Genomic DNA, 26,220 nt, shown 5'->3' on the forward strand with positions numbered 1-26,220 from the left:
TATAAATCTTAACTGCTTCCAGATAACAATTTAAGAAATCAACATGTCAAAAATTCGTGGACAGATTTATGCTTCACCTGAACAACTCGGGTTACCTTCCAATTGATGCTAAAACACTACTTGCAAAAGCTGACTCTATAACTTCCGAAATGGATGTCATTGTACGAGATATGAGAGTATCAACCAAATATCTAGAGTTTGATGTGTCTGTAAAAAAAGAAGAACTGGATGTGATTGTAAAAAAATTTGAGACAATTGGTTCACTCTATGATGCAAGACCTGTTGTGGAAGAAAAAATTGAAAAAGAGGATGCCATTAAACGAGCAAAACAATACTTTAACGATGAACGATACTGGGAATGTCATGAAGTCCTTGAGAGTGTGTGGAAAAACACACATGAAGGAGAAAAAGATCTTGTCCAAGGAATAATCCTTGTTGCAGCAGCACTAGTTCATTATCAAAAATATGAAAATGACATATGTGTTTCAATCTTGAATAGGGCTATGGATAAATTTGTCAATGCATCTGGAATGTATTATGGGATTGATATAGACAAGTTCCAGCAAGTTATTGGAATGATGATATCTTCCAAGTCTATGGCACCATTTATGATTTGATCATCTTTACTGCTGTTTTGATGACATCGGCTCCCATGAGAAGCCCAATCTTACCTTTCTTTGCTTGTTCTTCTGTAAATCTTGTAGTTCCATCCTTTTTGATAAAATCGCCTGAAACCAAAACTGGGACAGGATCATCACTATGGCTCTTGTTTATGCATGGTGTGGAATGATCTCCTGATATGACTACTGCAACTTTTGATGTGTCAATATTGTCAAGCAGTGTACCAAAGAATCGCTGATCTATTTCTTCTATGTTTTGCATCTTGCCTACCGCATCTCCATCGTGACCAAATTCGTCTGGTCCTTTGATGTGAACATAAATTGCATTTTGTGTTTCCATTGCTTTGGCTGCAACTCGTGCTTTTTCCTCATAGTCTGTAAGACCCCCTGCGCTAAATGATTTCATCTTCAAAACATTTGCGATTCCTATTTCTACTGGCATGTCAACTATGCATGAAAACTGCATTTGGTGTAGATTGTTTATTGGCACCACGTCTGGAAATTTGTTTCCGGCATCACGTAATAAAATGGAATTGAGCATTTTTTTTCCTTGGTCTTTTCTATGCTTATTTATTTGACTGTCTTTCATGATTTGAAGAGACTTGTCTGTAAATTCATTTACAAATGATGCGGAAAGTTTTGCACCATCAGATTCGTTTAATGGCAATGACTTTTCAATCTCCATGTAATCACCTACTGCTTTGGCAACACCCATGCCGTCTATTCTTGCATATGCTGGATCTGTATTACTGATATCTGGTGTTAGAAACATATCATCACATCGTATTCTTACAATCACCCTGTGTCCAATTGTTGGGGCTACTACTACTGATGCCTTTGGATTTGAAAATTTGAGTTTTTCTTCTATCTCATGAGCAATTGCAAGAGCATCTTCTTTCTCAATTTTCCTTCCAGCTCTTCTGTCTGTAATTATTCTTTCATCGTTTACAGTAGCGAAATTTCCTCGAAGTGCAAGGTCACCGCTCTTAAAATCCACTCCTACCCCAATTGCCTCAATTACCCCCCTTCCGACATATTGTGCATTTTCAAATCTATATCCTAACATGTTGAAAACAGCAATGTCTGATTGAGGGGCTATACCTTTGCCCACTGAAATTACTTCTCCAATGGAGCCATTTCTTGCCAGTCTGTCAAGATTAGGAGTCTTTGCATAACTTAGTGGTGTTGAACCTTTCAGATCTGGATGGGGCAAATCACCTATGCCATCAAGAAGAACATATACAATATGAATATCTGAATTATCCATTTTTACCCTACAAATCTCAGTTTTTCTACATCACACATAAACCTTGATTTTTTGAGCGATCTAAATTTTGAAATAAATTACAATGATGAAAAGACAGTTTTCTAAACTACAATTATTGAATAAAATTATGAAATAAAAATTAAGAAGATGTTATGACTGATACTTTTATCTTGAAATTCAATTTTTTTCCAGCAAGGGGATGATTCAAATCAACTGAAACAATTCCTCCTTGTACATCAGTTATTGTGGCAGGTACCTTTTCTCCAGTGGGAAGTCCCGCCTCAAACAACAGTCCGGGAACAAGTTCTGCATCTTGAGGAAATATTTCTCTTGGTACCTTTTGAACCAAAGTTGGATCATGTTCTCCATATGCATCAGCAGGTGCTATGCTAAACTGCTTCTCTTCTCCCTCTTTCATTCCAAGTATTGCATCATCGAATCCCTTTATCACTTGGCCACTACCGACTTCAAACNTCTATGCTAAACTGCTTCTCTTCTCCCTCATTCATTCCAAGTATTGCATCATCAAATCCCTTTATCACTTGGCCACTGCCAACCTCAAACTCTAAGGGATTTCCATGGTCTGCAGAACTGTCAAAGATTGTTCCATCCTCCAGAGTTCCAGTGTACTCTATCTTGACCTTATCGCCAGTCTTTACTGTCAAGACTGGATACTCCTTTTTTGTATGTAAAAACTTGATATCAGATGTTCTGGATTCATATTTTTCTCATAAATGTGTACTAGAAAAGTCCTTTGGTAATTTTCTACTAAAATTCTAGTTATTCTTGGGGTGGGAATTGCTTTGTAAATTCCTCTGCAAAATTCTCGTAATCCTGTCTTGTCTTACCTATTTCCTTGAGTTTTGTGTCTTCTACATCTTGAAGGCTCTTGTTGACTTGATCTACATCGTTTCTAAGTGCCATTTCTGCCATCTCAAATAATCTATTATTTTCCTTCCAAAGGTGTTGTACTACGTGATTGATGTATTCCTGCATATCAACTATCAACTGTGTAGCATCACCATTTTTCAGGTATGTCTTTGAAGATGCTTCCATTCTTGTTGCTATCTTTCGTGTAACTTCATGCTCCATCAACATTACTGCAATTGGTCCTGAGTTTCTTGGCATTCCTTTCTTTTCAAGTTCTGGGAAGAGAGAATTTTCTTCTTTTCCATGATGGCAAACGTCTGTAAAATTCAAAGAAAAGTCGATTACTTGATTCAAAATTGGTTCTGGTATTGTAGTTCCAGATTTGAGTAATGGGATGGTAGACCACATTGATTTTAGTACTTTTTCAATTAAAGCATGATCGCGTTTTAATGATGCTGTTGACATGAGACAAATTCAAAGATCTGATCTTCCAATTTAAGTTTAATTTTTTAATCAAAATAATTACTCCTTACGACCTGTTTGTTGTCAAAATGGTATGGTATTGGCGTTTATTTCCGATCTTTGCAAAGGTTTTAAATTGCTAGATCCAAAGTCTAGCAGTATGGGGGATTTAAGGAAGGATTATTCTATTGATAGGTTTGTAATCACATCTCCTGAAAATCATTCTCCAGTTGACTCAAAAAAATGTCCCTACTGTCCAGGAAATGAATCCATGACTAATCCATCAACGCTTTCTCTTGTGGCAAAAGATGGTATGTTGCAAAGACTTCAAGATACAGAAGATAACTATGTTCAAAATTGGTCTGTAAGAGTATTTGAAAGTAAAAATCCAATTGTTACAACAACATCTGAAAACTCATACAGTGATAGACCTCTTTACAGCGAACCTGCTTATGGGTATCATTATGTTGTAGTTGCTTCAGAAAAGCACAAGGATTCTCTTGCAAGTATATCTACTGAACAATGGTCTAACGTACTTGTAGTAATCCAAGACCGACTTAGATGGTTGTACACACAACGCGGTGTAACATATGTTTCAATATATGTAGACCATGGAAAAGAAGCAGGTGGCTCTACAACACATGCACATCTCAATATTGTAACATTTTCAACAATTCCTCCTGTAATAGAACAAGAGGCAGAGGCAGCACACAAAATACTAAATGAAAAAGGAATATGTCCAATGTGTCAGACTGTTGGTACAGAAACAGGAGGACCTAGGCAAATACTTCAAACAGAAGGATTCCTTGCTTTCTGTCCGTGGGCACCATCACATCCATATGAATTCTGGATTTATCCAAAAAAACACATAACAAGTTTTTCTAAAATCACTCAAAAAGAGATAAACGATCTATCTTTGATTTTGCGCGCTACGTTGGGTGGATTGGCAAATACTATGAAAAATCTGTCATACAATATGGTGTTTCATCTCTCACCAGAGAAGAAGAACAATAGACAAATTCACTGGCACATTGAAGTTTATCCTCAAGCTGATCCTTGGTCTGGATTAGAGCGTGGATATGGTGTATTTCTCAACAAGGTGACTCCTGAAAAGGCTGCTGAAGAACTTGGTTCTGCATGTAGAAAAGAACTTGCAAATCTTGTTGGAATAGTTTAGAGACAATCATTTGGTTTATTTATTGAATTAAGAGATGAGTTATTGTGGCAATTGAAAGATGGGTGGCTGTTGCAAGTCTTGGCTTGTTTGCAATGTTTGTAGCTCAAATGATATCTATCAGTGTATACCTAGCTCAACCTACTCATGACATTGATCCTTCCTCTCAAATACGCGAATTCATTTCTATAAGTGTGGCTCCTGCTCTGGTTCTTGCAGGTTCATCTTTTGTACTAGCACGTAGATATGGTTCAAGACTAGTTGGTTCTCTGCTAATCACTGGCGGGGTAGTCACGATTGTAGGAATGTATTACGTCAATACTTTGATAGTGAAAATAATCCCTGCATATGTTGTACCAGAACTTACTTCATCTCCTATGGTGTTTACAATAACTGCCATTCCAGTTATTGCTATAGGTGTGTTATTGTTTAGAGTAAAGCCTATGCCAAAAAGAGATTATCTTTTTGACCGATGATCAAACCGCATTGAATTAGAATACTTTTTGAATCCAATGTTTTCATAAAATGGAATCAACTCGTCTGCACAATCAAGAATTGTTTTGTAACAACCTTGTTTTTCAGCATATTTTAAGAGTGCCACAACTATCTGCTTCCAATCCCTTTTCCCTGAAATTCTTTTCTTACTGCTACATCCTCGATGTGGCCTACTTTGCCTCCTTCATGAATAAATTTCTGCTCAATCAAAATACTTGCAGAGCCTACCACTTTTGAATTCTCTACTGCCACATAGATTATCTGGTGCGAATTTTTTGAGATCTTGTTAAAAATAACGTTGGCTTTTTTTGGGTTGATGTGGCTTGATTTTCTAAGTGCATCAAGCGAAAGTAAAAACCCATTGTATAGATCTTTTTTTTGTAATTTTCGTATCTTGATGGCCGTCATGACTTGGTCTAAATCCGACCTAGCCTAGTGATGTAGTGCTGATAAGCTCTTCTGTATGAAGTCNCTTTTGTAATTTTCGTATCTTGATGGTCGTCATGACTTGGTCTAGATCCGACCTAATCTAGTGATGTAGTGCTGGTAAGCTCTTCTGTATGAAGTCTTGTCACCGATATCAAGAAAGCCTTTCTTTATGAGATACCCACTGACTTTGTTTTTCTTTGCTATTGCACTGCGTATAACATCATCCATGCCATATGGTTTGTTTGGTGGTATGTACTNGGAAGTCTTGTCTCCAATATCGAGAAAGCCTTTTTTTATGAGATATCCATCAACTTTGTTTTTCTTTGCTATTGCACTACGTATTACATCATCCATGCCATATGGTTTGTTTGGTGGTATGTACTTGAATATGCCGGGCTCCATGACATAGCATCCTATGTTGATGTTTCCCTTGACTTCGGGTTTCTCACGCCATGCCTTTACTCTATCAGATTTATCCGTCTCTATGAACCCATATTGTAATTTTGTCTTGTATTCAAACAATCCCATGGTAGCAAATGATTTTTTCTTATGGTGACTTGCTATCATGCTCTNATTTACCCTATTAGATTTGTCAGTCTCTATGAATCCATACTGTAATTTCGTCTTGTATTCAAACAATCCCATGGTGGCAAATGATTTTTTCTTATGGTGACTTGCTATCATGCTCTTCAAATTAAAATCAAATATTGAATCTCCATAGAGGCAAACAAAAGTATCATCAATGAATTCTTCTGCTGTCTTTAGCTGACCTGCTGTAGCAAGAGGTCTGTTTGCAACAGCATATTCGATTTTTACTCCAAACCTACTACCATCTTCAAAATAATCCTCGATTGTTTTTCTTAGGTAACTTACACAAAGAACAAACGAGTCAACCCCTCCGAGTTTTACCCATTCTATGAGGTGCTCTAAAAGAGGTTTTTCTCCTAATGGTAACATTGCTTTTGGAAGAAATATTGTATAAGGTTGAAGTCTTGTACCAAGACCGCCCGCTAAAATTACTGCTTTCACGTAAATTATTCTAAATTTCTGGTATTTATGTTGAAGGTTGAAAATCTTCTATATGATTATCATCAAAGTTTTTCGCATCACGTCTTCTGGGGTTTTCCCAAAAACTAGGATCATGGCTTCTTTTCCAAAATCTCCTGTATGAAATATGATGTCTGGAGGTGTGCTCAAACTGGCTATTGCTTTCTTAATGCCCCATGATACGGTACTGCCTTCCTTTTCTTTGTTCTTTGCAGGTTCTGTATTCCTATCATATGATGAAATTTTCAGACCTTTTGAGATTGCTCGCTTTATCGTCATACCATCATATCTTAAATTCAAGCCGGATCTGATGGCTGGAAACTTTCTTGCCATTTCTAATACTGCTGATGCCACATGCTTTGATCCTCCATACTTGAGATCTCCTGCAACTGTTCCAAGTTTTCCTGTTCTAACTATTCTTCCTTCTAACCCCATTATGTTATCCAAAAACCTAGGATTTGGTGTTGAATATACAAAATTTGTCTGGCATTCTGGGATGTATTTGTAGATGTTATTTATTAAACAAAATTTTGAAACGGCTTGTGATAAATGATTTTCAATCTCGTCTCCTTTTGCATGTGAGACTATGACCAGACCACTTCCGATTCTTGTAGCATTTTTCATTGATTTTACTGTGAAAAGACGTGCACTATCTACCGCATCTGATAATTTTTTTCCTTTTGCAATATTTGCACATAGTGCGGCTGAAAATGTACAACCGCCTCCATGATTTTCAAATCTTAGTCTATCATGAGAGAACGTATAGAATTTTTTATCTTCTAACAGTATGTCTGTAACCTTCTTGCCTGAAACAAAATGTCCGCCTTTTATTATTACATTTTTTGCTCCAATTTTTTGAATTTTTTTTGCAGCATTTTTCATGTCATTTAATGACTTGATCTTCATGCCTGAAATTTTTTCAGCCTCTTGCATGTTTGGAGTGATTATATGTGAGATGGGAATGAGCAATTTTTTGTAATTTACAAAAGCATCTTTCATTTGAAGATCTCCTCCTGTTGTAGATTTGAATATAGGATCAAGAACTATTGGAATTTTAATTCCTTCAAGTTCTGCATGTATTGCTTTTATGGTTTGGTTGTCGTAAACCATTCCTATCTTTATTGCTTCTATGCGAAAATCTTCAAGAACTGATTTTATCTGACTTTTTACAATTGATGCACTGACTGGCTTTACATCAAGAAACCTCCTTGTATTCTGGCTTGTAACTGCAGTGATCACGCTGAGGCCATATGTTCCAAATGCATCAAATGTCTTCATATCTCCTTGGATGCCTGCACCTGAAGAAGGATCAGAGCCCGCAATGGATAATAGATTCATGATCTTGTGTTTAGAAACTCACGTTTAAATCCAATTACTCGCTAAAAATAGTAAATTGAGTACACAGATGAATGCCGCCCGAAGGGGTGTTGCTACAGATGAGATGAAGGCAGTTGCACATGATGAAGATGTAACATTGGATTGGCTCATACCTAAAATTGCAAATGGCTCTATAATCATTCCTCATAATAATTCTCGTCCTCAAAAAATTAGAGTAGTCGGAATAGGAAAAGGTATGAAGACCAAGGTAAACGTAAACATTGGAAATTCTACATTAAATCAAAATCTTGAGGAAGAGATCAAAAAAGCTCAGGTTGCAATAAAATATCATGCTGACACAATCATGGATCTAAGTGATGGAGGAGATGTTGGAATGTATCGAAGGAAATTACTTGAAGTGGCACCAATTGCTTTCGGGACAGTCCCAGTTTATGAGGCCTATAATTATGGTGTAGAAAAACACAAGAATCCGCTTGATATTACAGAAGATGATTTTCTTAATGCTTTTGAACATAATGTAAAAGATGGAGTTGACTATACTACAATTCATTCCGGAATTACAAAGGATATTGCAAAACGTATTCTCGCAGTAAAAAGACATGGAGGTATAGTCAGCAAAGGGGGCACAATTACAGCTGCGTGGATGCTAAAATACGACAAAGAAAATCCATACTATGAACATTTTGACTATCTCATAGAACTCGCAAGAAAATATGATGTTACTTTTAGCTTGGGTGATGCACTAAGGCCTGGCTCTATTCTTGACTCTCATGATGAACTCCAAGTGCAAGAAATGATCAACATCTCACGACTCACTAAAGTGGCACATGAAAAAGATGTGCAAGTGATGGTTGAAGGGCCTGGTCATGTTCCACTCAATGAGGTAGCAGCTAATGTGCGACTGGCCAAGTCTCTAATTGGAGAAGTACCGTATTATGTTCTAGGACCGCTGGTAACAGACGTTGCTTCTGGACATGATCATATTGCAAGCGCTATTGGTGCAGCAATTTCTGCAAGCGAAGGTGTAGATCTATTGTGTTATCTTACACCTGCAGAACATCTCGCACTACCAACTGCAGAAGAGGTCAAGGCAGGATTGATTGCATATAGAATTGCAGCACATGCAGGAGATCTTGTCAAGCTAAGAGAAAAAGCCATCAAGTGGGATATGGAAATGACTGAAGCTCGAAGGACCCTCAACTGGGAAAAACAAATTGCGTTATCAATTGATCCAGAGGAAGCATCTCGTATACATGCACGAACTGGTCAACTCAAAGGTAACACAGTACCATGCACAATGTGTGGAGGTGCTTGTGTTTACATTATGCTTCCACAACAAAGATTTACTAAAACAGAAGTAGAAAAGTTACAACAAACTGGCTAGTACCTTTTCAAGACTGGGCACTATCTCAAATTTTTTCAGATCTGAAGGTGTTATCCACTGGTACTCTGAGTTTTCCCAGTTCAATTTTATCTTGGGATTCTCCACTGAGAATAAGAATGGAAAAATCAACCATTCATGATTTTCATATTGAGGAGACTCTGTCCTCATTTGAGCTGCTGTACGAATTAGGGTAATCTGGTCTTCGGTGATGTTGGTCTCTTCATGTATCTCTTTTTTTGCTCGGTATAATGGATCTTCATTACCTTCTATGATGCCACTTATGCCTGCCCAGAGGTCTTTCATTGTTCTGACTTTGTTACTTCGTTTTAGAATGAGATACTTTCCATCCTGAGTTAAAAAAGAAGTTACTATTTTGGTAGTTTTCAATTATTTTTCTACAGAGTTTACCATTGTAACAAGCTTCTTGTATGATTCATCAAGATCAACGTTCTTTGCTAGTCGTTCCTTTGCACTTGAGATGTACTTTATCATTTCTTCAGTCTTGTTTTCTTGAATTAGAATAAGCATTCTACCTATGTCCTTCCAAAACTCTTCTGCATATCTTCGTATTTCTGGATTTGAAATTATTGTTTCAATAAGCTCCTGAGGCTCTGTCATGATGCCTGTGGTGAGATACTTTTGTGCTTTGAAAGTAGTTCCGGCCATTTTTTCAACTAGTGAGAAATTCTCTTCTTTTGCAAATATGTTGGCAAGTGCCAAGTTTACCAGGTGCGGCATTCCAAGCACCATTGCTATTTTTTTATCGTGCTCTGTTGCATCTATTTGAACAAAATTTGCCTCTTCAAATAGTGACTTTGTTACAGCCATCTCTTTTTTTGCATCTCTGATTGGAATTGATATTATGTTCTGCCCTTTCAATTTCTTAGTTCCTGGACCAAACATTGGATGAATGCATATTGGATTTACTTTGTCTGGTATCTTGGAAAGAGCTGCTGCAGTTTTTGTTTTAAGTGAAGAGATGTCTATTAGATAAGAATCTCGCTTCATCTCTTTTGCTATGAGTCTTATTGTTTCAGGTGTACGCTTGACTGGTATGCATAAAATAACATAATCAGCTGTCAAGATGGCACCTACTAGAGATTGTGCTTTTGTAACTGATTTATTCAAAATCTCTTTTTCAGAGTCATATCCTATTATGTCAAAATCCTTCTCAAGAAAATACTTTGAGAACCATTTTCCCATCTGGCCCTCTGCGCCAATTATGGCAATCTTTTTTTTCATTGTTTGCTCTTCAACCTTTCCTCTATTATTTGCATTCCCTGATTAAGTGTATCTTCTGGCTGACAGGCTGATATTCTGACAAATCCTTGATAGTTTCCAAATCCCTCTCCTGGTGCTATTGCCACCCCTGTGTCTAAAAGCTTGTTTGTAAAATCAACTGAATCAAAGTTTTCTTGTCTTATTTTGGCAAACAAGTACATTGCACCATCTGGTTCTACAAAGTCTAGTTGCATAGTTTTTGCTCTTTTCAATATGGTTTCTAGTCTATTTTTGATAGTTTTAGTATTATCGGTTGTATCTGCCTCTAATGCCTTCATGGCAACATACTGTATAGGTTCTGATACATTTGTTAGTGCAAGGGCCTGCAGTTTTGACATCTTTTCTATTATTTCAGGGCTTGATACTGCATAACCAATTCTAAAGCCTGTCATTGCATGCGATTTTGAAAATGACTGTGTTATTACAGATTTGTCGTATCCATAAGTAAGGATGCTCTTCCATGGTTTATTTGCATATGATGAATAGATCTCATCACTTAACACATACAAATTATTCTTTATTGCCAGTTCCATTATCTGATCCTGTAAACCTGCAGGAAGAATCTTGCCTGTAGGATTGTTTGGATAGTTCAGAACTATCATCTTTGTATTTTCATTTATAGAATTCTTGATCTCTTCTATTTTTGGCTCCCATTTGTTTTCAAGAGTGGTGTGTATTGTTCTAACCTTGACTCCTGAATTGAGAGCATTGTCCCTGTATGCAGGCCATGCTGGCTCTATCACAATGATTTCGTTTCCTGGGTTTAGTAGACTAGATATTGCAAGAAATATTGAAAATCGCGCCCCTGGAGATACCATGATGTTCTGAGACGATATTTTTACTTGAAATTTTTCTGTAACGTATTTTGCAAGTGCTTCTCTAAAGTCTGGCATTCCCTTTGAATCTCCATATTTTGTAAAACCTTTATCGTAAACCTCGGCAAGTGCATTATTGACAATCTTTGGTGGTAAGAAATCTGGTTCGCCTACTTCCATGTGGATTATCTTCTTTCCTTCCTTTTCCAGTTTTTTTGCTTTCAAAAACACTGACAAATGCGTCTGTTTGTCTACTGACTGAATCTTGACTGACTCATTTAATAAAAAATTTAGCATCACCATTCCTGTTTTTTCATCGAGTCCTATTTNTGATTCATTTAGCAGAAAATTTAGCATCAACATTCCAGTTTTTTCATCGAGTCCTATTTCTTTACATAACGCTACAACTCTTGCACGTAGTTGGTTTTCTCTCTCCTCGTTTGTAACACCTATGCCCAGATGATTTTTTAAATTTCCAATTTCTTTTGCTACGTCATTTCTTTCCTTGATTAATTTTAGAATATCAAACGTGACCTTGTCTATCTTATCACGCAGTTTGTTAATGTCTGACATTTCTTATCTAATTACTGCCGGGATAAATCCCGCCCTAATTGCATGGTCTGCAAGTACTATTGATACTAGTGAGTCTACTACTGGTGGTGCACGTGGGACTACACATGGATCATGTCTTCCCTGAACTATGAGGGAGGCAGGTTTTTTTGTATGAAGATCAACAGTTCGCTGTTTTTTTGCTATCGAGGATGCTGGCTTGAATGCTACTCGTAAGACAATTGGCATTCCTGTGGATATGCCGCCTAATATTCCGCCTGCATTGTTAGTCTTGGTTTGGATTTTTCCATTTTTAATCAAAAATTCGTCGTTGTTCTCTGAACCATGCATTGTAGAACCCTGAAAACCTGAACCAAATTCTACTCCCTTTACAGCAGGGATTGAGAAAAGAGCTTTACTCAGATCTGATTCCAGTGAACCGAAGATTGGTTCACCAAGGCCTACTGGCAGGTTCACTGTTAACGATTCGATAACGCCTCCGATGGAATCCCCTTTTCGTCTTGCCGCAAGAATTGTTTCACGCATCTTGGCCGCAATTCTTTGATCTGGACACCGTACTTCATTACTGTATACGGAATTTTTCATCTTCATTGCAGCATGCTCTTTCATTTTTATATTTCCAACCTGACAAGTATACGAAAAAGTTTCAATACCTAGAGTCTTTGAAAGCAATTTTCTTGCTATGGCTCCTGCCATTACAAACGTGGCAGTAAGTCTTCCTGAAAATCTACCTCCTCCTCTGATATCATTGAACCCGTTATACTTGATAAATGCAGGATAATCAGAATGCCCCGGTCTTGGTTTCATGGTAAGATTGTCGTAATCCTTTGAACGTTGATCCTTATTCCAAATGATCATTGTAATTGGTGCACCAGTGGTGTGTCCCTTGTATACTCCTGAAAGGATCTCTACTTTATCATCCTCTTTTCTTTGAGTGGTTACAATGGATTGGCCAGGTTTGCGTAAATCTAGCATTGTTTGAATATCTTTTTCTTCAATTGCTAATCCTGCTGGGCAACCGTCTACTGTTGCGCCTATGCATCTTCCATGACTCTCACCAAAACTTGTAAAAACAAAACGTTGTCCAATGCTACTTGAAGACATGCTAAAATTTTCTTTTACGTGTTTATAATCCTTCTAGGAATTTGGGGCTTTTTTGGATGTAATTTTTTGAAAATTCAAATTGTGATGTTTGCTCCGATCTTCTTCATATCTTCTACAAATGTAGGATATGAGACATCGACAGAATCAGGGTCTGTTACAGTACAATCTCCAACAAACATGCCTGCGATAGAAAAAGCCATGAAAAGCCTGTGGTCATCCGCAGATTCTAACTCCGCACTCTTTAGTGCCTTTGGTGATTCTAAAATTAGTCCATCTTCTTTTTCTGTAACAATAATCCCTATCTTTGCAAGCTCTTTTGCCAAAATTGCTATTCTGTCGGTCTCTTTGAATCTGGCATGTTTTACATTGTAAATTTCAATTGGTTTTGATGTTTTTAGAGCCAAAATGGCCATTGGGGGTAGTAAGTCGGGATTGTTTGAAAGATCAAATCTTCCTCCGTTGAGAAGTTTTGGAGAAACTATGGTTATTTTTTCTCCTACGTTAATCTTTACTCCAAGTCTTTCCAAATATGATAATATTTCTCGATCTCCTTGCGGCAAATCTCCAAGAGATGCATCAATTACCATGTTTTCTCCTACCAAAACTGCCGCAGACAGCAACAACGCCATGCTTGAAAAATCTGAAGGAACTACAAAATCATATGATTTGTATTTTTGATTTGATACATTATATTTTTTGTATGGTGCAATAGCATCAACGGTAACACCAAATTTTTTCATTGTAGCAATGGTAGAATCAAGATATGGTTTTGATACTAGATCTCCATCTATTTCTAATGTTATACCATTTTTCATTTTAGGACCTGCAATCAAAAGTGCGGAAATAAATTGACTCGAGATTGAACCTGCAATGTGAGTAACTCCTCCATCTGATATGCCTTTTACAGTTACGGGCGGTTTACCATCTGTTGATGTACACTGAACTCCTAGTTGCTTTAGGGCATCAAGAAGTGGTTGCATTGGTCTTTTTTTCAAGCTAGAGTCACCAGTGAGTGTTATGGTTTTATCAGAAAGAGCAGCAATCGCAGTAGAGATTCTGATTGTAGTGCCTGAATTTGATGCGTCAATTTCCAAGGTTTGTGAGCTTATTTTTTCACTACCTTCAACTGTCACAATAGAACCATTGATTTCTATTTTTGCTCCAAATGACTTGCACGNGGAAAGAGAAGCAATCGCAGTAGATATTCTGATTGTAGTGCCTGAGTTTGATGCATCAATTTCCAGGGTCTGCGGGCTTATTTTCTCACTACCTTCAACTGTTACAATGGAACCATTGATTTCTATTTTTGCTCCAAATGACTTACACGCATTAACTGTTGCAAGCGTGTCTCTTGAAAGTAGCACATTTCTTAGTATGCTTTTTCCATTGGCAAGTGAGGCCAGAAAGATTGCACGATGAGAATAGCTCTTGTTTGGAGGACATGATATTGTTCCAGATAGAATAGATTTTCCGATCTTACACTTCATGGATTTCTGCCTTCTTGTTGTTTATTGGTGATACGATGATGCTTCCTTCCAAAGATGAAAATACTTTTTTTATGCCTGCTATTTTGTCATTTTTTACCACCGCAGCTATCGATGGTCCGTTGCCAGACACTGATGCTCCAAGTGCTCCGCTATCTAACAGATCGGTTAGAATTTTTGGCTCAGATCCTAAAATGGCAGATGTTGCAAGACCATTGAGTATCATCGCGTTCCAATAGTCTGACTTGTTTGCAAGATCCCATGCCTGTGTAAAAACACCATTTAGAGTCTTTAGTTTTTTTACATTGCCTCTTCTCCTAGATGCTGGGATGAAAATTACTGCAGTCAAATCTTCTGGTGCCTTTTCTGATTTTATTATTTTTATGCCCGAATTGTCTGTCACAACAAATCCTCCAAAGTAGCATGCACATGCATCATCAAAAGCGCCGGTTATGCTTACTTTTGATTTGATAGATGCGTGTACACCATCTCTTAAAATGTCAAGATCACTTGCTTTGGGTCTGAATATTTTTGCACATGCAAGTGATATTACTGATGAAATTGCACTTGAACTCTTTAATCCATATCCAGAAGGAATTTCTGATTTTACAAAAATTGTTACCTTGTTTTTCTCAAGTTCTGATTTTGGAACTGATGTTTCTACAACATTTCGTATTAGTCGTGAACTAAGATTTGATTCCTTGTTCTCAAATATTATTCCCTTCCCAGGCTGGGTTTCTACCGTTGCCTCTATTCCAAGTGATATGCCAAGTGTTGCACCCTTGCCCGTGGCAATGGCATTTACAATTGACACTGCCCCATGCATGCTTGCTTTTACTTTCATCACTAAAATCTCCCAAGCAGGGTTAATTTCATAGCTTCGTATGGGGCTGGTTTGCCAGTCCAGATCTCAAATGATTTCATTGCTTGAGCAAGAAGCATTTCCCACCCATATATGATGGTCGCACCTTGATTCTTTGACTGTTCAATCAATGGAGTTTCCACTGGAACGTATACGATGTCATACACTATGGTCTCTTTAGTAATATTCCTTGTAGATATGGGACAGCCAATTCCTTTCAGCCCTACTGAAGTAGCATTTACTACAAACTTGTATCTATCCGTAACCTCGCCTGCAGATTGGGGTTCGAGATAATTTGATTCCAATCCCAAGCCTTGAGCAAATCTGATCAATTCTTCTGCTCTCTCACGTGTCCTGTTTGTAATGGTGATTCTACGAACTTTTTCTTTTGCAAACCCAGCTATTGTGGCTCGTGCAGCCCCACCAGCTCCTATCAACAAAACATCCGAGTCTTTGGTATTGATGTTTCTCTTTTTTATTGGGTCCAAGAATCCATCAACATCTGTGTTGTAGCCTTTGAGATGACCGTTTTCATTGACTATGGTATTTGTCGCTCCTACTAGTTTACATTCAGTGTCTGAATCATCAAGAAATTTCATCATGTCGACTTTGTGGGGAATTGTAACATTGAATCCTGAAATGTTTATTTTTTTAAGTGACTCGACTCCGTATTCTAATTCTCCTTTTGGAATTCTGTATGCGATATATGTGCAATCAAGACCTAAAAATAAAAAAGCTGTATTATGAAGCGCAGGTGAAAACGAATGATCTATTGGGTCTCCTATGAGTGCATAGGTCTTGGTCATTGTTTTCTACTTGGTGAATCGTGATTTAAGCGATTAGGGGAAAAGGTGAAGATATGTGGAATTTTTAAATTCCATACTTGTCGCTTCGAGAATAGATTTTTTTGAGTTTTGAGCCGCATTTTGGGCAGGCTGAATCTTGATGTATGGTGGCACAATCTAAGCAAACATAATTGCCTCTAGACGTTCTAGTTGTCCTAGTTGAGCTATATTGGTATATGACTATGAATGCAAGCGCTGCAATCCAGACTAGTATCAAAAATAATATCAATCTAAACATGCCAAGCAGTACTGTCACTATTGTAGCTAAAATGATGACATTTCGCGGTACATTGTTTTGAGACAGCTTGGGACTCACAAGTATACATACGTGTTTCTTTTATAATAAGGGTACCTTGGTTTCTGTCTCATTTAGAGATTAATTAATTAATGTAAAGTGTTTTGATGAAAGTATTGGAAGACAAGGATGATTTTGCTAGTATACTTGATGACTGTATAAAACTACTAGATGACAACATGGATGTTTTAAGTGACATAGAATATTCTCTAGAATCAGAAAAAGAAGACTATCTCATAACTGATTTGACTAAAAATGATCTTGTGAACATGGCTCATGATGTGGCAGATTCGTCACGAATTAAAAGAGCTGAATCACAGTTTACAAAAAGATTTTTTGAACAAGACTCTGACTGATTTTGTATATCTGATTTTTAATCGTGGTTTCTAATTTTTATTTTCTAAAGATAGTATGTGCTTCATTTCTTTTAGGCTAAATTGTCCTGGTGCTATTGGTTTACCTAGTGAAACGTATGTGTATGGGCTACCAAGCTTGGTGCACAATATTCTTGACATTCTACCATAGTCTCCCATGGCAAAAGAAATCAAGTTGACGTTTCTTGAATTGTACCTGTAAAGTGAAAGAACTCGTATCATGTCGCTAATATTTTTTGCAGTAGTAACAATCTTGACGTTGTTTGAAAATCTAGACATTTTTTTAAACATAGTTCGTAGGGTCTGCTCATTTGGAGTTTTGGTGAAATCATGCCATGAGACCAAAATTCTGGTCTTTGCACTCTTGAGGTATTTTTCAAGTTCTTTATTCTTCTTTAGTGTGTTGTATTCTACGTCTACCAGATAAGGATCAAACTCTGAAATCAGCTTCAAGATTGAAACTCGTTCTTTCTCACTACCTGAAAATTTTCCGCCCTCTGTAGTAGGACGTAACGTGCATACACATCTGCTGAGATGTCTTCTAACTAAATTTAAACAAAAAGGAATTTGACTTGGTTTTAAAAAATCTAACCGTAGTTCTGCATAGTCTGACTTGACAAGTGCACGCTTTAACTCACTGGAAATCTTCGCAGGGCTGGATGCTGCAATTGTTACGCAGACCTTGGTTGTCATGAGTTTTCTATACTTACTTGGTTGAGTTCTTTGGTGTTAGGGTTGGTTCACCACAATACAGCCATCCTCTCAACTCACTGCATTTGCTAGGATCACGTTGTGCGATATGAAGTGTTTGCTTCATCTTGGCCCAACTATCTGGTGAGCATAGAGTTTCTCCACAAATGTGTTGTCCTCCTGGAAATCTGTCTGTTTTCTGGGAGTATCTTTCATACACTGAACTTGGTGTTAGTGCATTTACAGCAGGTAATGTTGCTGCAAAAACCATTATGGTTGAAAATGCTAATGCGACCAAACCGATCTTAATTTGTTGGTTGGACATTAAGTAAATCTAGATTTTACTAGTATATTTAGATTAGCATCAAATTATCCATGGGTAAAATGATGTAATTTTGATCTTTTGTATGACTTGTTCTTTCTATTCTTGTATTGTCTGGATTATGTTTGTGNTCATGAGTAAAATGATGTAATTTTGATCTTTCATCTAATTGTTCTTCATATTCTTGTATTGTCTGGATGATGTTTGTGTTCGCTCTGAACTTGAACTATCTACTGATTAATGATATCATGAGGAAAACGATAATGGAAGAAACTTTTATGAAACGTCATTTCTAGGGGATCTTATGAGTTCAGATACACCACATGACACAAAAGATGTTATCTTCATCGGAAAAAAGCCTATCATGGCATACGTAACATCTGCGCTCATACAGCTAGCCAATAACCCAAAAGTCTCCATAAAGGCTAGAGGACTTAGCATAGGTAGAGCAGTAGATGTTGCACAAATAATTGCACGAAGGACTGATAACTCTGGGTATTCTATAGGACAAATCAAAATAGGATCGGAACAACTTCAATCACTAGATGGAAGATCACGAAACGTATCCACTATAGAAATAGAAGTAATGAAAAACGCATAATTGTCTAAAACATGTTCAAGTGCATGTTTTAGGTAATTTTCTTTGATTTAATTTCATATGGAATAATTTTTTTTATTTTTACAACTGTTAAATATCAAAATGATTGAGGAAAGTAGTGTGGAAACCAAATTCTATAGTTGTCTCTAATTCTAGAGATCTCTCACAGTTACCCTCAAATAAAATCGCGTTAACAGTAACATCTCCACCATACCATAATGCGATAAATTATCAGGAACACCAAGATACTGAAAAATGGTATCGCGGAACAGTTGAGACCTCTCTTGAGGACTGGCTTGAAGAAATGCGTGCAGTCTTTTCTGAGGTGTATCGTATAACCAAGCCTGGTGGATTTTGTTGTATAGTAATAGGTAACGAAATAATTGAAGGCAAAAGCAAACTTCCTCTTCCTGCCTTACTTCTTGTAGAGTTGACAAAAAAAGAGATAGGTTGGAGTTTCTTTGAAGAAATAATTTGGAATAAAGTCACTGGGGGGAAAAAAAGATTCAGGGTTACCGTCCAGCACCCATATCCTACATATTATTATCCAAACATAATGCATGAACAGATTATAATTCTGAGAAAGATGCCATTTCATAACTTTAAGGATAAAAAAAGCAAATTGGTTCTTGATAACTTGATGAAAAAAGAAGTTGCAAACTCTGTCTGGCATATTGCCCCCATGCCACCAAGTTACCGGAAATTTCATCCTGCGGCATTTCCAGAAGAGATACCGTATCGCTTGATTCAACTTTATAGCAACGTTGGCGATATTGTTCTTGATCCATTCGTTGGGAGTGGTCAGACTACCAAGATGGCACGATTTCTACGTAGGAAATACTTGGGAATTGACAAATCTGCAAAATATGTAAAAATCGCACAGAAGAGAACTCTGGAATCGCCATCGCTTCGTAAGATGCAACTTGTTCCTAACTGGAAAAAACCAGAGCCACTGTAAGGCCCCTCCAATAGTCTAGTTCGATAGGAAAGGTTATCTATTAAGAACCAAGATTTCTCATATGGTAACTTCTAACAGCAAGTCATATTTTCGAATTGTTGAGAAGAGTCACAGAAAATATACTGCTGCATTAAAACACGCTAGATCCAGACAATCTATGATGAATCTGTACTGGAGACACAAGCGAGAACACGAATCTCTTTTGAAGAAACATCTCAAAGATGAGATGGCAGAAATAATCCAACTGAAAAAGAAATTCGAGTAACATATCTTTTTTATTTTTAAAAAGAGTTTTGTCAGTGTAAACTTGTCTAAATTGACATATTTGATAAAAGCCTCAAGTAAATGACTTGAGCCACATGGACGCTACACTCTTGCCCACACCGTTGGAATTTATAGAAATTTTTGACTTGTTTTCAAGGTGCTTTTGTGTGACAATGTGTGTTTCTACCTCAGTTTCATCTATTTCTATGGAACAGATGTTACAACGAACGCTCAACAGACAATCTTGCTGTGTATCTGTATAATAAATTAAGTCCTGTAATGTTTACTGTTTATTTTTCCACGATATACTCATCGTCTACTTCCATACCAAAATGCCTTCCAGTTGCTGGCTTGGAATATGCAAGTACAANTACTCAACAGACAACATTATTGTGTATCTGTGTAATAAATTAAGTCTTGTAATGTCTACGGTTTATTTTTCTACGATGTACTCATCGTCTACTTCCATGCCGAAATGCCTTCCAGTTGCTGGCTTGGAATATGCGAGTACAATATCTCCTTTCTTTAGATGTGTGACTGAAATGAGATGCCCATTAGGGCGTACAAAACGAATTGTTTCAGCATTTTGTGCGATTATTCCACCTATCTCATCTCCAATTTGTGCTTTTATCATCAACATAGGTCTGCTTTCTATTTTNATGTCTCCTTTCTTTAAGTGTGTGACTGAGACTAGATGACCATTAGGACGTACAAAACGAATTGTTTCAGCATTCTGTGCGATTATTCCGCCTACCTCATCTCCAATCTGTGCTTTTATCATCAACATAGGTCTGCTTTCTATTTTGGAGCGACCTACTGTAGCTCTTCTTGCTTTTCCATGTGAGTTTATGACAAGAACCTCTGAACCAGTTTCTAGCTCAGACAAGTAGTTTGTGGTTCCATCTGGCGATAACGTGTAGCAATGTACTGCGCCAGCATTTACTCTAAAAGGTCTTGGAGATGTAAACGATGAACCAACTGATTCGTTGTGAACCAAGAAAAGAAAATTAGATCTACTTCCAATCAACATACCTTCGCCTCGTCCTAAAATGGATGCAGTGTCTACACAAACACGTTCTCCGTTTCCAACTTCTTTTATTTCTAGAATCTTGGCAGGCCTGAGATCAAAGTTCTTTGTTCCAAGATATACCAATGTCTCTTTTACTTCATTTATGGAATTGGTTGAAAATATGACTCCGTCTACTCCTATCTCTAATATNATTCTTTGTCCCAAGATATACTAATGTCTCTTTTACTTCATTTATGGAACTGGTTGAAAATATGACTCCGTCTACTCCTATCTCTAGTATCGAAAACATCTTGCGAACCTCGTCGGGTGTATTTGCTACTGCAAATATCTCAGTGTGAATCTTGTGTAATTTTGCTATTATGTTTTCAAGAGGGATTATCTTCCAGTCCTTTACCTCTATTACTACAAAATCTAATCCTGCCTTTGCAAATTGGAGTATTTTTTCAATGTCTGCATTTGAAAGAACTTTGAATTTCATCCCTATTTTTTTGCCTTTAATTTTGGTAACCTTGTCAACTATTACATAATTTGCGTTTGTTGATGTGTGTACTGTGGAAAGTTTTGATTTTATTCCTTTGAGATCTACCGGGTCCAAGTTCACAATCTTGATTCCTTCTTTTTCTAATTCTGACAAGAATTTGCCAAGCTGGCCCCTTGAAACCTTTGGGGCAATAATTAGTTCTCTATTTTTGCTCAAGATACTTCGCTGCTTCCTTTGCTGTTTCTTTTCTAAATATTATTGCAGAAAGAGCATGAGTCATCTTGCCTGGATTCTTGTGTTCGAAAATGTTTCTTCCATATGTTACTCCCTTGGCTCCTGCTTCCATTGCATCTTCAGTCATTTGTAATACCTCCTTGTCTGTCTTTGCCTTTGGACCTCCAGCTATGACAACAGGTACTGGAGTACTCTTGATTATTTTTTTAAATGAATCGACATCTCCTGTGTAGAGTGTTTTTACAATATCTGCACCGCACTCTGCTCCAATTCTTGCAACATGACCTACTATCTCTGGATCATGTGGATTTTTGACATTTTCACCTCTGGGGTACATCATAGCCAAAAGAGGCATACTCCATTTGTGGCAGTCATCTGCAATTCTGCCTAATTGCTCTATCATTTCTGGTTCTTCTTTTCCTCCTATGTTGATGTGAAGTGAGACTCCGTCTGCACCTAATCGTAATGCTTCTTCTACTGAACCTGTCAACATCTTTCTGTTTGGAGACATGGAAAGAGAAGTGCTGCCTGAAAAGTGTACAATCAATCCAATCTTGGTTGGTTTTGGTAAATTCTTCAAAATTCCTTTGTTGATTATGACTGATGTAAGACCAAAATGTTGACAGTTGTAAATCAACGCATATGGATCCTCTATTCCATTTAGTGGACCACTTGATATACCGTGATCCATGGGTATACAAAGCATTTTACCGTTGCGCAGAATACGATTCATTCGAATCTGGTGGCCTGTTACCATTGGTGTTAATCGTTGATGTGCCCTACTTAAAAATAGCGGGAAAATGCAACAGATTTTACAATCAAGTAAAAATCAAAAAAGGACTTGTCTCAGATATTTTCCAAATTAATTTTGATGTTTCTCAAAACTTTTGATGACTGATATGAGATGGGAAATAGAGTCATTTTGTTCTCAAACGATTAAATACGCTAAAGAGAAAACACAGTCAATTGAGTCAACTTACAGAACAACTTCATCATTCTGAAATTGGTGATATTTTAGAGAATTCTCTAATAGGTAAAAGACCTGAAATAGAAGAATGCAAGAGACTGTTAGACTCTAATGATGTTCACCTGATGGGTCTTGTTGCTGGATACTTGACACGAAAGAAGTTTGGACGACGTTCTTCTTTTGTGAATAACATGATTCTAAATTATACAAATGTGTGTATCACCGATTGCAAGTTCTGTGCATTTTACAGACCGCCTGGTCATGAGGAATCTTATACTGTAACACTTGACAAGATAGAATCTAGAGTAAAGGCTGCTTGGGAAATGTTTGGTATAACACAGGTAATGTTCCAAGGAGGACATAACCCGTCTCTTAAGATTGAATATTTCGAAGACGCATTTAGATTGATAAGAAAAAAATTTCCTAAAGTTGGAATTCATGGTCTATCAGCTTCTGAAGTTGACATGATCTCAAAAGTAGAACATACAAACACAAAAGAAGTCTTATCAAGACTCAAGGAAGCAGGAATGCAATCAATTCCTGGCGCAGGTGCAGAAATTTTAGTTGATGAAGTTAAACAAATCATCAGTCCAAAAAAGATCTCAAGTAACACATGGTTGAAAATAATGGAAGAGGCACATGGTCTTGGAATTCCAGCATCTGCTACTATGATGTATGGACACGTTGAAACGCGAGATGATGTTGCAGAACACTTTATGAAGATTGCAAGACTTCAGGAGAAGACAAACGGATTCATGGCTTTCATTCCATGGAGCTTTGAACCAAATAATACCTTGATGCAAAAACAAGAGACTGTCAAATATCCTGCAGGTGGCACACAACTCTTGAAGATGATCGCAATATCTAGAATAATGTATAATGACTTGATTCCTCACATCCAGTCTTCTTGGCTAACAAATGGGGTTGCTATGGCACAAATGGCACTACAATATGGTGCAGATGATTTTGGAGGCACACTACTTGGAGAAGAAGTAGTCTCATGCACTGGGGCTCGTTCCACTGAACTTACTGGCGCAAAAATAATCCAAGCCGTAAAACAAATTGGCTATGAAGTAGAAGAACGAGACAACTTTTACAATGTTGTAAGAATGCACTAGATACCGTAACTAGACCATTTGGAATCCACCATCTTCTTTGTGGACTCGTCTGATTTTACGAGTTCTTGAATTTCTCTCTGATACCCATCTTCTTTTNGCCGTAACTAGACCATTTGGAATCTACAATCTTCTTTGTGGACTCGTCTGATTTTACAAGTTCTTGAATTTCTCTCTGATACCCCTCTTCTTTTGTTTTTTGTGTTGCATCAATTCCAAGCTTGGAGCCCAAGTTTACAAGAGGTGATGCAGGATCAAGCGTATCTGTTGGCGTATTATTGATTATTACAGTATCTCTTGCGGCATCTGATCTTGTAGTGATTGCCCATACTACATCATTCAAATCATGAACGTTAACGTCTTCATCTACTATTACAAAAAACTTGGTCAGTGCAAGTTGGCCCATTCCCCAAAGGCCCATCATTACTTTTTTGGCCTGTCCTGGATATCGCTTCTTTATTGAAATTATTGCCATGCCTTGGAACCATCCTGAAGCAGGCATTGCAAAATCTACTACCTCTGGATGGAACATTCTGATGAGGGGTAAAAATGAACGCTCGATCACTTTGCCTATGTATGCATCTTCTAAGATTGGCTTTCCAACTATTNGTGAACATTGACATCTTCGTCTACTACTACAAAAAACTTGGTCAGTGCAAGTTGGCCCATTCCCCAAAGGCCCATCATTACTTTTTTGGCCTGTCCTGGATACCGCTTCTTTATTGAAATTATTGCCATGCCTTGGAACCATCCTGAAGCAGGCATTGCAAAATCTACTACCTCTGGATGGAACATTCTGATGAGTGGTAAAAATGAGCGCTCGATCACTTTGCCGATGTGTGCATCTTCTAAGATTGGCTTTCCAACTATTGTTGTAAGATAAATTGGTTTTTGTCTTCGCATGATTCCAGTTAGTGTGAATACAGGATATGGTTCAGGTGGAGTGTAATATCCTGTATGATCTCCAAACGGTCCTTCCATTCTGATGTCTGATGGATCAACATGTCCTTCAAGTATGATCTCTGCATTTGCTGGAACTTCCAAATCTACTGTTCTACATTTTACTGTCTTGATTCCAGTCTTTCNATCTGACGGATCAACATATCCTTCAAGTATCATCTCTGCATTTGCTGGAACTTCCAAGTCTACTGTTCTACATTTTACTGTCTTGATTCCAGTCTTTCTTGTAATTCCTGCAAACACATACTTGTCAAGCCCTTCTGGTACTGGAGCTACTGCAGAAAATACTGTTGCAGGATCAGAACCAATTATTACTGCCGCCTCTATTTTACTTCCAGAATCTTTCTTGATATCATAATGATGTGCACCACGTTTGTGTTTTTGCCAGTGCATTAGTGCATGAGTACTGTCTATTACTTGCATCCTGTATACTCCTAGGTTTCTTATACTAGTCTCAGGATGTTTTGTAGCAATCAATCCAAATGTAATAAACCTACCAGCATCTTTTGGCCATGTTTTAAGAATCGGGATTTTGTCAAATGTGGGTGATTCTTCTATTACTTCTGTGACAGGACCACTTTTTTGCAATTTGGGTGCAATGTCTGCCATCTTTGACAACTCTGGGAGTTTTCGTAGCTTGTCAAAAATTCCTGTTGGCATTTCCATTCTTGTCATGTCTACAATTCTCTGACCAATCTCGGTAAAATCTTTCATCTCCAGTCCGATCTCAAGTCGTCTCAGTGATCCAAATGCATTGGCAAGTATTGGCATGTCGAAATCTTTTACATTCTCAAAAAGTATGGCAGGACCATTAGAATACATCACCCTGCTAAGAATTTCTGAAACCTCTAGGTTTGAATCAACTTGTGTTTTTACTCTTTTTAGTTCTCCTGCTTTTTCTAACTTTTCAATAAGCTCTGAAATATCCTCAATAGGCACACATTTACTGAATTTGTATGGCGTATAAGCTTAACTGGATTTTTGTATGGTATTTTTCAAAAAAATATTGGACACGAGAACTTTAATTATCCTGTGAGGAGAATGCCATCAAGTTGGGTGAGCAAAAATGTCCAGTCTGTGGAGGTCAGGGAAAAATTGTTCTTCTTGATACACAATGTTCTTTCTGTAATGGAACAGGCGAATACTCCAAGACTGCAGAGAGCTATATGAAATCACATATTTGCCAATGCATATTTCTTGATAGGATAACATGTCCGCTCTGTGGTAAAAGATGTCACCATGATACTCCAAACAAACCCAAGGTTTTGTTAAGTCCTACTTAGAAAATTGGCGGAAGTTCGTTCTTCTTGTCATGTCCACCAGAACCAAATCTGCAGTAAAAGCACTGGTCTGATTGCATGTACTTGAGTTGTTCAATCTTGATTGCCCCTATCTTGAGTGCAATTTTTGTTAAAATTCTATATTTGAGTGGCATTGCTGGAATGACTTCTTTGAGGTACACGTTGTAATGATCCGGGCAAAACTTCAGGGTGATATTGCTTGGCTCCTTTGAATTCTGACTCACAGTCTTTGCAACCCCTATCTGTTCACGTATGTATTCGTGCTTTGGGCATGGACAGTTTCTTCCTCCTGGGTGCTTGTATGCTGGGGTATTCTTCCAGTCAAAGCCAGGATATTCTCTTTCAAAGTCGTCCAATGCCTAAAAATGGGTACTGCTTCTTATAAAACTTCTAGAATTTTGCCAGATCCCATCTTGATCAAAATGTAAATAAACTGCCATATCACACAACTACTACATGTCTAAAGAAGTACAGCCAAAAAAAACACGTTCTACTAAAAAAGTTACAGAAGGATCTAACACTGCTGAACTAGAAGCCAAGATAGCAGAGCTTGAAGCAAAGCTTGCTAATTTATCATCCCAGGT

Annotated in this window: 27 protein-coding genes and 10 pseudogenes; 9 read left to right on the forward strand and 28 right to left on the reverse strand. The window is 37.5% G+C overall.

Annotated features, from left to right (window positions below):
* Window positions 1-56: 56 nt before the first annotated feature.
* Complete coding sequence (locus DYY66_RS05925) at window positions 57-617, forward strand: DUF309 domain-containing protein (protein ID WP_309223973.1); 561 nt, start codon at window positions 57-59, stop codon at window positions 615-617.
* Here the strand turns inward: DYY66_RS05925 and DYY66_RS05930 are convergent.
* The 4 genes and pseudogenes from DYY66_RS05930 to DYY66_RS05945 all read right to left on the reverse strand — a co-directional run bounded on the left by DYY66_RS05930 (window position 607) and on the right by DYY66_RS05945 (window position 3,222).
* Complete coding sequence (locus DYY66_RS05930; RefSeq protein ID WP_166287029.1) at window positions 607-1,887, reverse strand: alkaline phosphatase family protein; 1,281 nt, start codon at window positions 1,885-1,887, stop codon at window positions 607-609. The genes DYY66_RS05925 and DYY66_RS05930 overlap by 11 nt on opposite strands.
* A 139-nt stretch (window positions 1,888-2,026) precedes the next feature.
* A complete protein-coding gene (locus DYY66_RS16170; RefSeq protein ID WP_394352587.1) occupies window positions 2,027-2,305 on the reverse strand; it encodes a peptidylprolyl isomerase in 279 nt (92 codons plus the stop codon).
* Between the two features lie 56 nt (window positions 2,306-2,361).
* Window positions 2,362-2,552, reverse strand: a pseudogene (locus DYY66_RS05940) (FKBP-type peptidyl-prolyl cis-trans isomerase); the annotation flags it as partial.
* 115 nt (window positions 2,553-2,667) lie between these two features.
* Entirely contained in the window at window positions 2,668-3,222 is a 555-nt protein-coding gene (locus DYY66_RS05945; RefSeq protein WP_166287031.1) for a hemerythrin domain-containing protein, read from the reverse strand.
* 157 nt (window positions 3,223-3,379) lie between these two features.
* Here DYY66_RS05945 and DYY66_RS05950 point away from each other — a divergent pair, with 157 nt between their 5' ends.
* Window positions 3,380-4,396, forward strand: coding sequence for a DUF4921 family protein (locus tag DYY66_RS05950; protein ID WP_166287033.1), 1,017 nt, complete (start codon window positions 3,380-3,382; stop codon window positions 4,394-4,396).
* 44 nt (window positions 4,397-4,440) lie between these two features.
* On the forward strand, window positions 4,441-4,869 hold the full coding sequence (locus DYY66_RS05955) for a hypothetical protein (protein WP_166287035.1): 429 nt from the start codon (window positions 4,441-4,443) through the stop codon (window positions 4,867-4,869).
* 127 nt (window positions 4,870-4,996) lie between these two features.
* On the opposite strand, the gene DYY66_RS05960 is transcribed toward DYY66_RS05955, so the two are convergent.
* The 4 genes and pseudogenes from DYY66_RS05960 to thiD all read right to left on the reverse strand — a co-directional run bounded on the left by DYY66_RS05960 (window position 4,997) and on the right by thiD (window position 7,702).
* Window positions 4,997-5,296: a GNAT family N-acetyltransferase gene (locus tag DYY66_RS05960; RefSeq protein WP_309223974.1), complete on the reverse strand. Its 300-nt coding sequence runs from the start codon at window positions 5,294-5,296 to the stop codon at window positions 4,997-4,999.
* A 279-nt stretch (window positions 5,297-5,575) separates the two neighbouring features.
* Window positions 5,576-5,884, reverse strand: a pseudogene (locus DYY66_RS05965) (NDP-sugar synthase); the annotation flags it as partial.
* 6 nt (window positions 5,885-5,890) lie between these two features.
* Window positions 5,891-6,346, reverse strand: a pseudogene (locus DYY66_RS05970) (NDP-sugar synthase); the annotation flags it as partial.
* Window positions 6,347-6,394: 48 nt separating this feature from the next.
* Window positions 6,395-7,702 carry a bifunctional hydroxymethylpyrimidine kinase/phosphomethylpyrimidine kinase gene (thiD, locus tag DYY66_RS05975; protein ID WP_166287037.1) on the reverse strand — a complete coding sequence of 436 codons (1,308 nt, stop codon included), beginning with the start codon at window positions 7,700-7,702 and terminating at the stop codon, window positions 6,395-6,397.
* A 55-nt stretch (window positions 7,703-7,757) separates the two neighbouring features.
* Between thiD and thiC the strand changes: the two genes are divergently transcribed.
* Window positions 7,758-9,086 (forward strand): phosphomethylpyrimidine synthase ThiC, encoded by a 1,329-nt coding sequence (gene thiC, locus DYY66_RS05980; RefSeq protein WP_166287039.1) that lies wholly within the window; start codon window positions 7,758-7,760, stop codon window positions 9,084-9,086.
* On the opposite strand, the gene DYY66_RS05985 is transcribed toward thiC, so the two are convergent.
* The 9 genes and pseudogenes from DYY66_RS05985 to aroE all read right to left on the reverse strand — a co-directional run bounded on the left by DYY66_RS05985 (window position 9,069) and on the right by aroE (window position 16,008).
* Window positions 9,069-9,473: an NUDIX domain-containing protein gene (locus DYY66_RS05985; RefSeq protein ID WP_166287041.1), complete on the reverse strand. Its 405-nt coding sequence runs from the start codon at window positions 9,471-9,473 to the stop codon at window positions 9,069-9,071. The genes thiC and DYY66_RS05985 overlap by 18 nt on opposite strands.
* Window positions 9,474-10,328, reverse strand: a complete 855-nt coding sequence (locus tag DYY66_RS05990) for a prephenate dehydrogenase/arogenate dehydrogenase family protein (RefSeq protein ID WP_166287043.1) — start codon at window positions 10,326-10,328, stop codon at window positions 9,474-9,476.
* Window positions 10,325-11,511, reverse strand: a 1,187-nt coding sequence (locus DYY66_RS05995) for a pyridoxal phosphate-dependent aminotransferase (protein WP_255496190.1), incomplete at its 5' end; no start/stop codon positions are given. The genes DYY66_RS05990 and DYY66_RS05995, both read right to left, overlap by 4 nt.
* 1 nt (window position 11,512) lies before the next feature.
* Window positions 11,513-11,755: pseudogene (locus DYY66_RS14275) on the reverse strand (chorismate mutase); the annotation flags it as partial.
* Between the two features lie 3 nt (window positions 11,756-11,758).
* Window positions 11,759-12,856 carry a chorismate synthase gene (gene aroC / locus DYY66_RS06000; RefSeq protein ID WP_166287045.1) on the reverse strand — a complete coding sequence of 366 codons (1,098 nt, stop codon included), beginning with the start codon at window positions 12,854-12,856 and terminating at the stop codon, window positions 11,759-11,761.
* Between the two features lie 74 nt (window positions 12,857-12,930).
* Window positions 12,931-13,989: a 3-phosphoshikimate 1-carboxyvinyltransferase gene (gene aroA, locus DYY66_RS06005; RefSeq protein ID WP_394352588.1), complete on the reverse strand. Its 1,059-nt coding sequence runs from the start codon at window positions 13,987-13,989 to the stop codon at window positions 12,931-12,933.
* 45 nt (window positions 13,990-14,034) lie between these two features.
* Window positions 14,035-14,343: pseudogene (locus DYY66_RS14280) on the reverse strand (3-phosphoshikimate 1-carboxyvinyltransferase); the annotation flags it as partial.
* Window positions 14,333-15,184, reverse strand: a complete 852-nt coding sequence (locus DYY66_RS06010; RefSeq protein WP_218583626.1) for a shikimate kinase — start codon at window positions 15,182-15,184, stop codon at window positions 14,333-14,335. The pseudogene DYY66_RS14280 and the gene DYY66_RS06010, both read right to left, overlap by 11 nt.
* A 2-nt stretch (window positions 15,185-15,186) precedes the next feature.
* A complete protein-coding gene (aroE, locus tag DYY66_RS06015; protein ID WP_166287051.1) occupies window positions 15,187-16,008 on the reverse strand; it encodes a shikimate dehydrogenase in 822 nt (273 codons plus the stop codon).
* Between the two features lie 441 nt (window positions 16,009-16,449).
* On the opposite strand from aroE, the gene DYY66_RS06020 reads away from it, so the two are divergent.
* Window positions 16,450-16,698, forward strand: coding sequence for a hypothetical protein (locus tag DYY66_RS06020; protein WP_166287053.1), 249 nt, complete (start codon window positions 16,450-16,452; stop codon window positions 16,696-16,698).
* Between the two features lie 30 nt (window positions 16,699-16,728).
* Here DYY66_RS06020 and aroD read toward each other — a convergent pair whose 3' ends face one another.
* Together aroD and DYY66_RS06030 are read right to left on the reverse strand one after the other, a co-directional pair.
* The gene (gene aroD, locus DYY66_RS06025) at window positions 16,729-17,409 is read right to left on the reverse strand and encodes a type I 3-dehydroquinate dehydratase (RefSeq protein ID WP_166287055.1); all 681 of its coding nucleotides are present in this window, start codon (window positions 17,407-17,409) and stop codon (window positions 16,729-16,731) included.
* 13 nt (window positions 17,410-17,422) lie between these two features.
* Window positions 17,423-17,704, reverse strand: coding sequence for a hypothetical protein (locus DYY66_RS06030; protein ID WP_166287057.1), 282 nt, complete (start codon window positions 17,702-17,704; stop codon window positions 17,423-17,425).
* A gap of 328 nt (window positions 17,705-18,032) precedes the next feature.
* Here DYY66_RS06030 and DYY66_RS06035 point away from each other — a divergent pair, with 328 nt between their 5' ends.
* The 3 genes from DYY66_RS06035 (at window position 18,033) to DYY66_RS06045 (ending at window position 19,549) form a co-directional block, all read left to right on the forward strand.
* Complete coding sequence (locus DYY66_RS06035; RefSeq protein WP_166287059.1) at window positions 18,033-18,329, forward strand: DNA-binding protein; 297 nt, start codon at window positions 18,033-18,035, stop codon at window positions 18,327-18,329.
* 115 nt (window positions 18,330-18,444) lie between these two features.
* Window positions 18,445-19,284, forward strand: a complete 840-nt coding sequence (locus DYY66_RS06040; RefSeq protein WP_166287061.1) for a site-specific DNA-methyltransferase — start codon at window positions 18,445-18,447, stop codon at window positions 19,282-19,284.
* Window positions 19,285-19,345: 61 nt separating this feature from the next.
* A complete protein-coding gene (locus DYY66_RS06045) occupies window positions 19,346-19,549 on the forward strand; it encodes a hypothetical protein (protein WP_148693424.1) in 204 nt (67 codons plus the stop codon).
* Window positions 19,550-19,621: 72 nt separating this feature from the next.
* Here the strand turns inward: DYY66_RS06045 and DYY66_RS06050 are convergent, their stop codons facing one another.
* The 5 genes and pseudogenes from DYY66_RS06050 to DYY66_RS06065 form a co-directional block, all read right to left on the reverse strand.
* Window positions 19,622-19,783 carry a hypothetical protein gene (locus DYY66_RS06050; RefSeq protein ID WP_166287063.1) on the reverse strand — a complete coding sequence of 54 codons (162 nt, stop codon included), beginning with the start codon at window positions 19,781-19,783 and terminating at the stop codon, window positions 19,622-19,624.
* A gap of 198 nt (window positions 19,784-19,981) precedes the next feature.
* The coding region (locus DYY66_RS06055; RefSeq protein WP_218583627.1) for a 3-dehydroquinate synthase II at window positions 19,982-20,206 on the reverse strand (225 nt) is incomplete at its 5' end.
* A 1-nt stretch (window position 20,207) separates the two neighbouring features.
* A pseudogene (locus DYY66_RS14285) lies at window positions 20,208-20,767 on the reverse strand (3-dehydroquinate synthase II); the annotation flags it as partial.
* Between the two features lies 1 nt (window position 20,768).
* Window positions 20,769-21,179: pseudogene (locus DYY66_RS14290) on the reverse strand (3-dehydroquinate synthase II); the annotation flags it as partial.
* 82 nt (window positions 21,180-21,261) lie between these two features.
* On the reverse strand, window positions 21,262-22,050 hold the full coding sequence (locus tag DYY66_RS06065) for a 2-amino-3,7-dideoxy-D-threo-hept-6-ulosonate synthase (protein WP_166287065.1): 789 nt from the start codon (window positions 22,048-22,050) through the stop codon (window positions 21,262-21,264).
* Window positions 22,051-22,259: 209 nt separating this feature from the next.
* Between DYY66_RS06065 and mqnC the strand changes: the two genes are divergently transcribed.
* Complete coding sequence (gene mqnC, locus DYY66_RS06070; RefSeq protein WP_166287067.1) at window positions 22,260-23,378, forward strand: cyclic dehypoxanthinyl futalosine synthase; 1,119 nt, start codon at window positions 22,260-22,262, stop codon at window positions 23,376-23,378.
* A 97-nt stretch (window positions 23,379-23,475) separates the two neighbouring features.
* Here the strand turns inward: mqnC and DYY66_RS06075 are convergent.
* The 4 genes and pseudogenes from DYY66_RS06075 to DYY66_RS06085 all read right to left on the reverse strand — a co-directional run.
* Window positions 23,476-23,983 (reverse strand): annotated as a pseudogene (locus tag DYY66_RS06075) (UbiD family decarboxylase domain-containing protein); the annotation flags it as partial.
* 1 nt (window position 23,984) lies between these two features.
* Window positions 23,985-24,460, reverse strand: a pseudogene (locus tag DYY66_RS14295) (UbiD family decarboxylase domain-containing protein); the annotation flags it as partial.
* A gap of 1 nt (window position 24,461) precedes the next feature.
* Window positions 24,462-25,274, reverse strand: a pseudogene (locus tag DYY66_RS14300) (UbiD family decarboxylase); the annotation flags it as partial.
* Between the two features lie 340 nt (window positions 25,275-25,614).
* The gene (locus DYY66_RS06085) at window positions 25,615-25,992 is read right to left on the reverse strand and encodes a hypothetical protein (protein ID WP_166287069.1); all 378 of its coding nucleotides are present in this window, start codon (window positions 25,990-25,992) and stop codon (window positions 25,615-25,617) included.
* Window positions 25,993-26,220: the final 228 nt, after the last annotated feature.

The organism is Candidatus Nitrosotalea sp. FS (genome assembly GCF_011319475.1).
In the GTDB taxonomy this organism is placed as follows: Archaea; Thermoproteota; Nitrososphaeria; order Nitrososphaerales; family Nitrosopumilaceae; genus Nitrosotalea.

What these genes read in the sequence shown, in the direction of transcription:
- DYY66_RS05930 (WP_166287029.1), bottom strand. Translation starts at nt 1,887, where the DNA reads ATGGATAATTCAGATATTCATATTGTATATGTTCTTCTTGATGGCATA.
- DYY66_RS16170 (WP_394352587.1), bottom strand. Translation starts at nt 2,305, where the DNA reads ATGAAAGAGGGAGAAGAGAAGCAGTTTAGCATAGCACCTGCTGATGCA.
- DYY66_RS05945 (WP_166287031.1), bottom strand. Translation starts at nt 3,222, where the DNA reads ATGTCAACAGCATCATTAAAACGCGATCATGCTTTAATTGAAAAAGTA.
- DYY66_RS05950 (WP_166287033.1), top strand. Translation starts at nt 3,380, where the DNA reads ATGGGGGATTTAAGGAAGGATTATTCTATTGATAGGTTTGTAATCACA.
- DYY66_RS05960 (WP_309223974.1), bottom strand. Translation starts at nt 5,296, where the DNA reads ATGACGGCCATCAAGATACGAAAATTACAAAAAAAAGATCTATACAAT.
- thiD (WP_166287037.1), bottom strand. Translation starts at nt 7,702, where the DNA reads ATGAATCTATTATCCATTGCGGGCTCTGATCCTTCTTCAGGTGCAGGC.
- DYY66_RS05990 (WP_166287043.1), bottom strand. Translation starts at nt 10,328, where the DNA reads ATGAAAAAAAAGATTGCCATAATTGGCGCAGAGGGCCAGATGGGAAAA.
- aroC (WP_166287045.1), bottom strand. Translation starts at nt 12,856, where the DNA reads ATGTCTTCAAGTAGCATTGGACAACGTTTTGTTTTTACAAGTTTTGGT.
- DYY66_RS06010 (WP_218583626.1), bottom strand. Translation starts at nt 15,184, where the DNA reads ATGAAAGTAAAAGCAAGCATGCATGGGGCAGTGTCAATTGTAAATGCC.
- aroE (WP_166287051.1), bottom strand. Translation starts at nt 16,008, where the DNA reads ATGACCAAGACCTATGCACTCATAGGAGACCCAATAGATCATTCGTTT.
- DYY66_RS06020 (WP_166287053.1), top strand. Translation starts at nt 16,450, where the DNA reads ATGAAAGTATTGGAAGACAAGGATGATTTTGCTAGTATACTTGATGAC.
- aroD (WP_166287055.1), bottom strand. Translation starts at nt 17,409, where the DNA reads ATGACAACCAAGGTCTGCGTAACAATTGCAGCATCCAGCCCTGCGAAG.
- DYY66_RS06035 (WP_166287059.1), top strand. Translation starts at nt 18,033, where the DNA reads ATGAGTTCAGATACACCACATGACACAAAAGATGTTATCTTCATCGGA.
- DYY66_RS06045 (WP_148693424.1), top strand. Translation starts at nt 19,346, where the DNA reads ATGGTAACTTCTAACAGCAAGTCATATTTTCGAATTGTTGAGAAGAGT.
- DYY66_RS06065 (WP_166287065.1), bottom strand. Translation starts at nt 22,050, where the DNA reads ATGGTAACAGGCCACCAGATTCGAATGAATCGTATTCTGCGCAACGGT.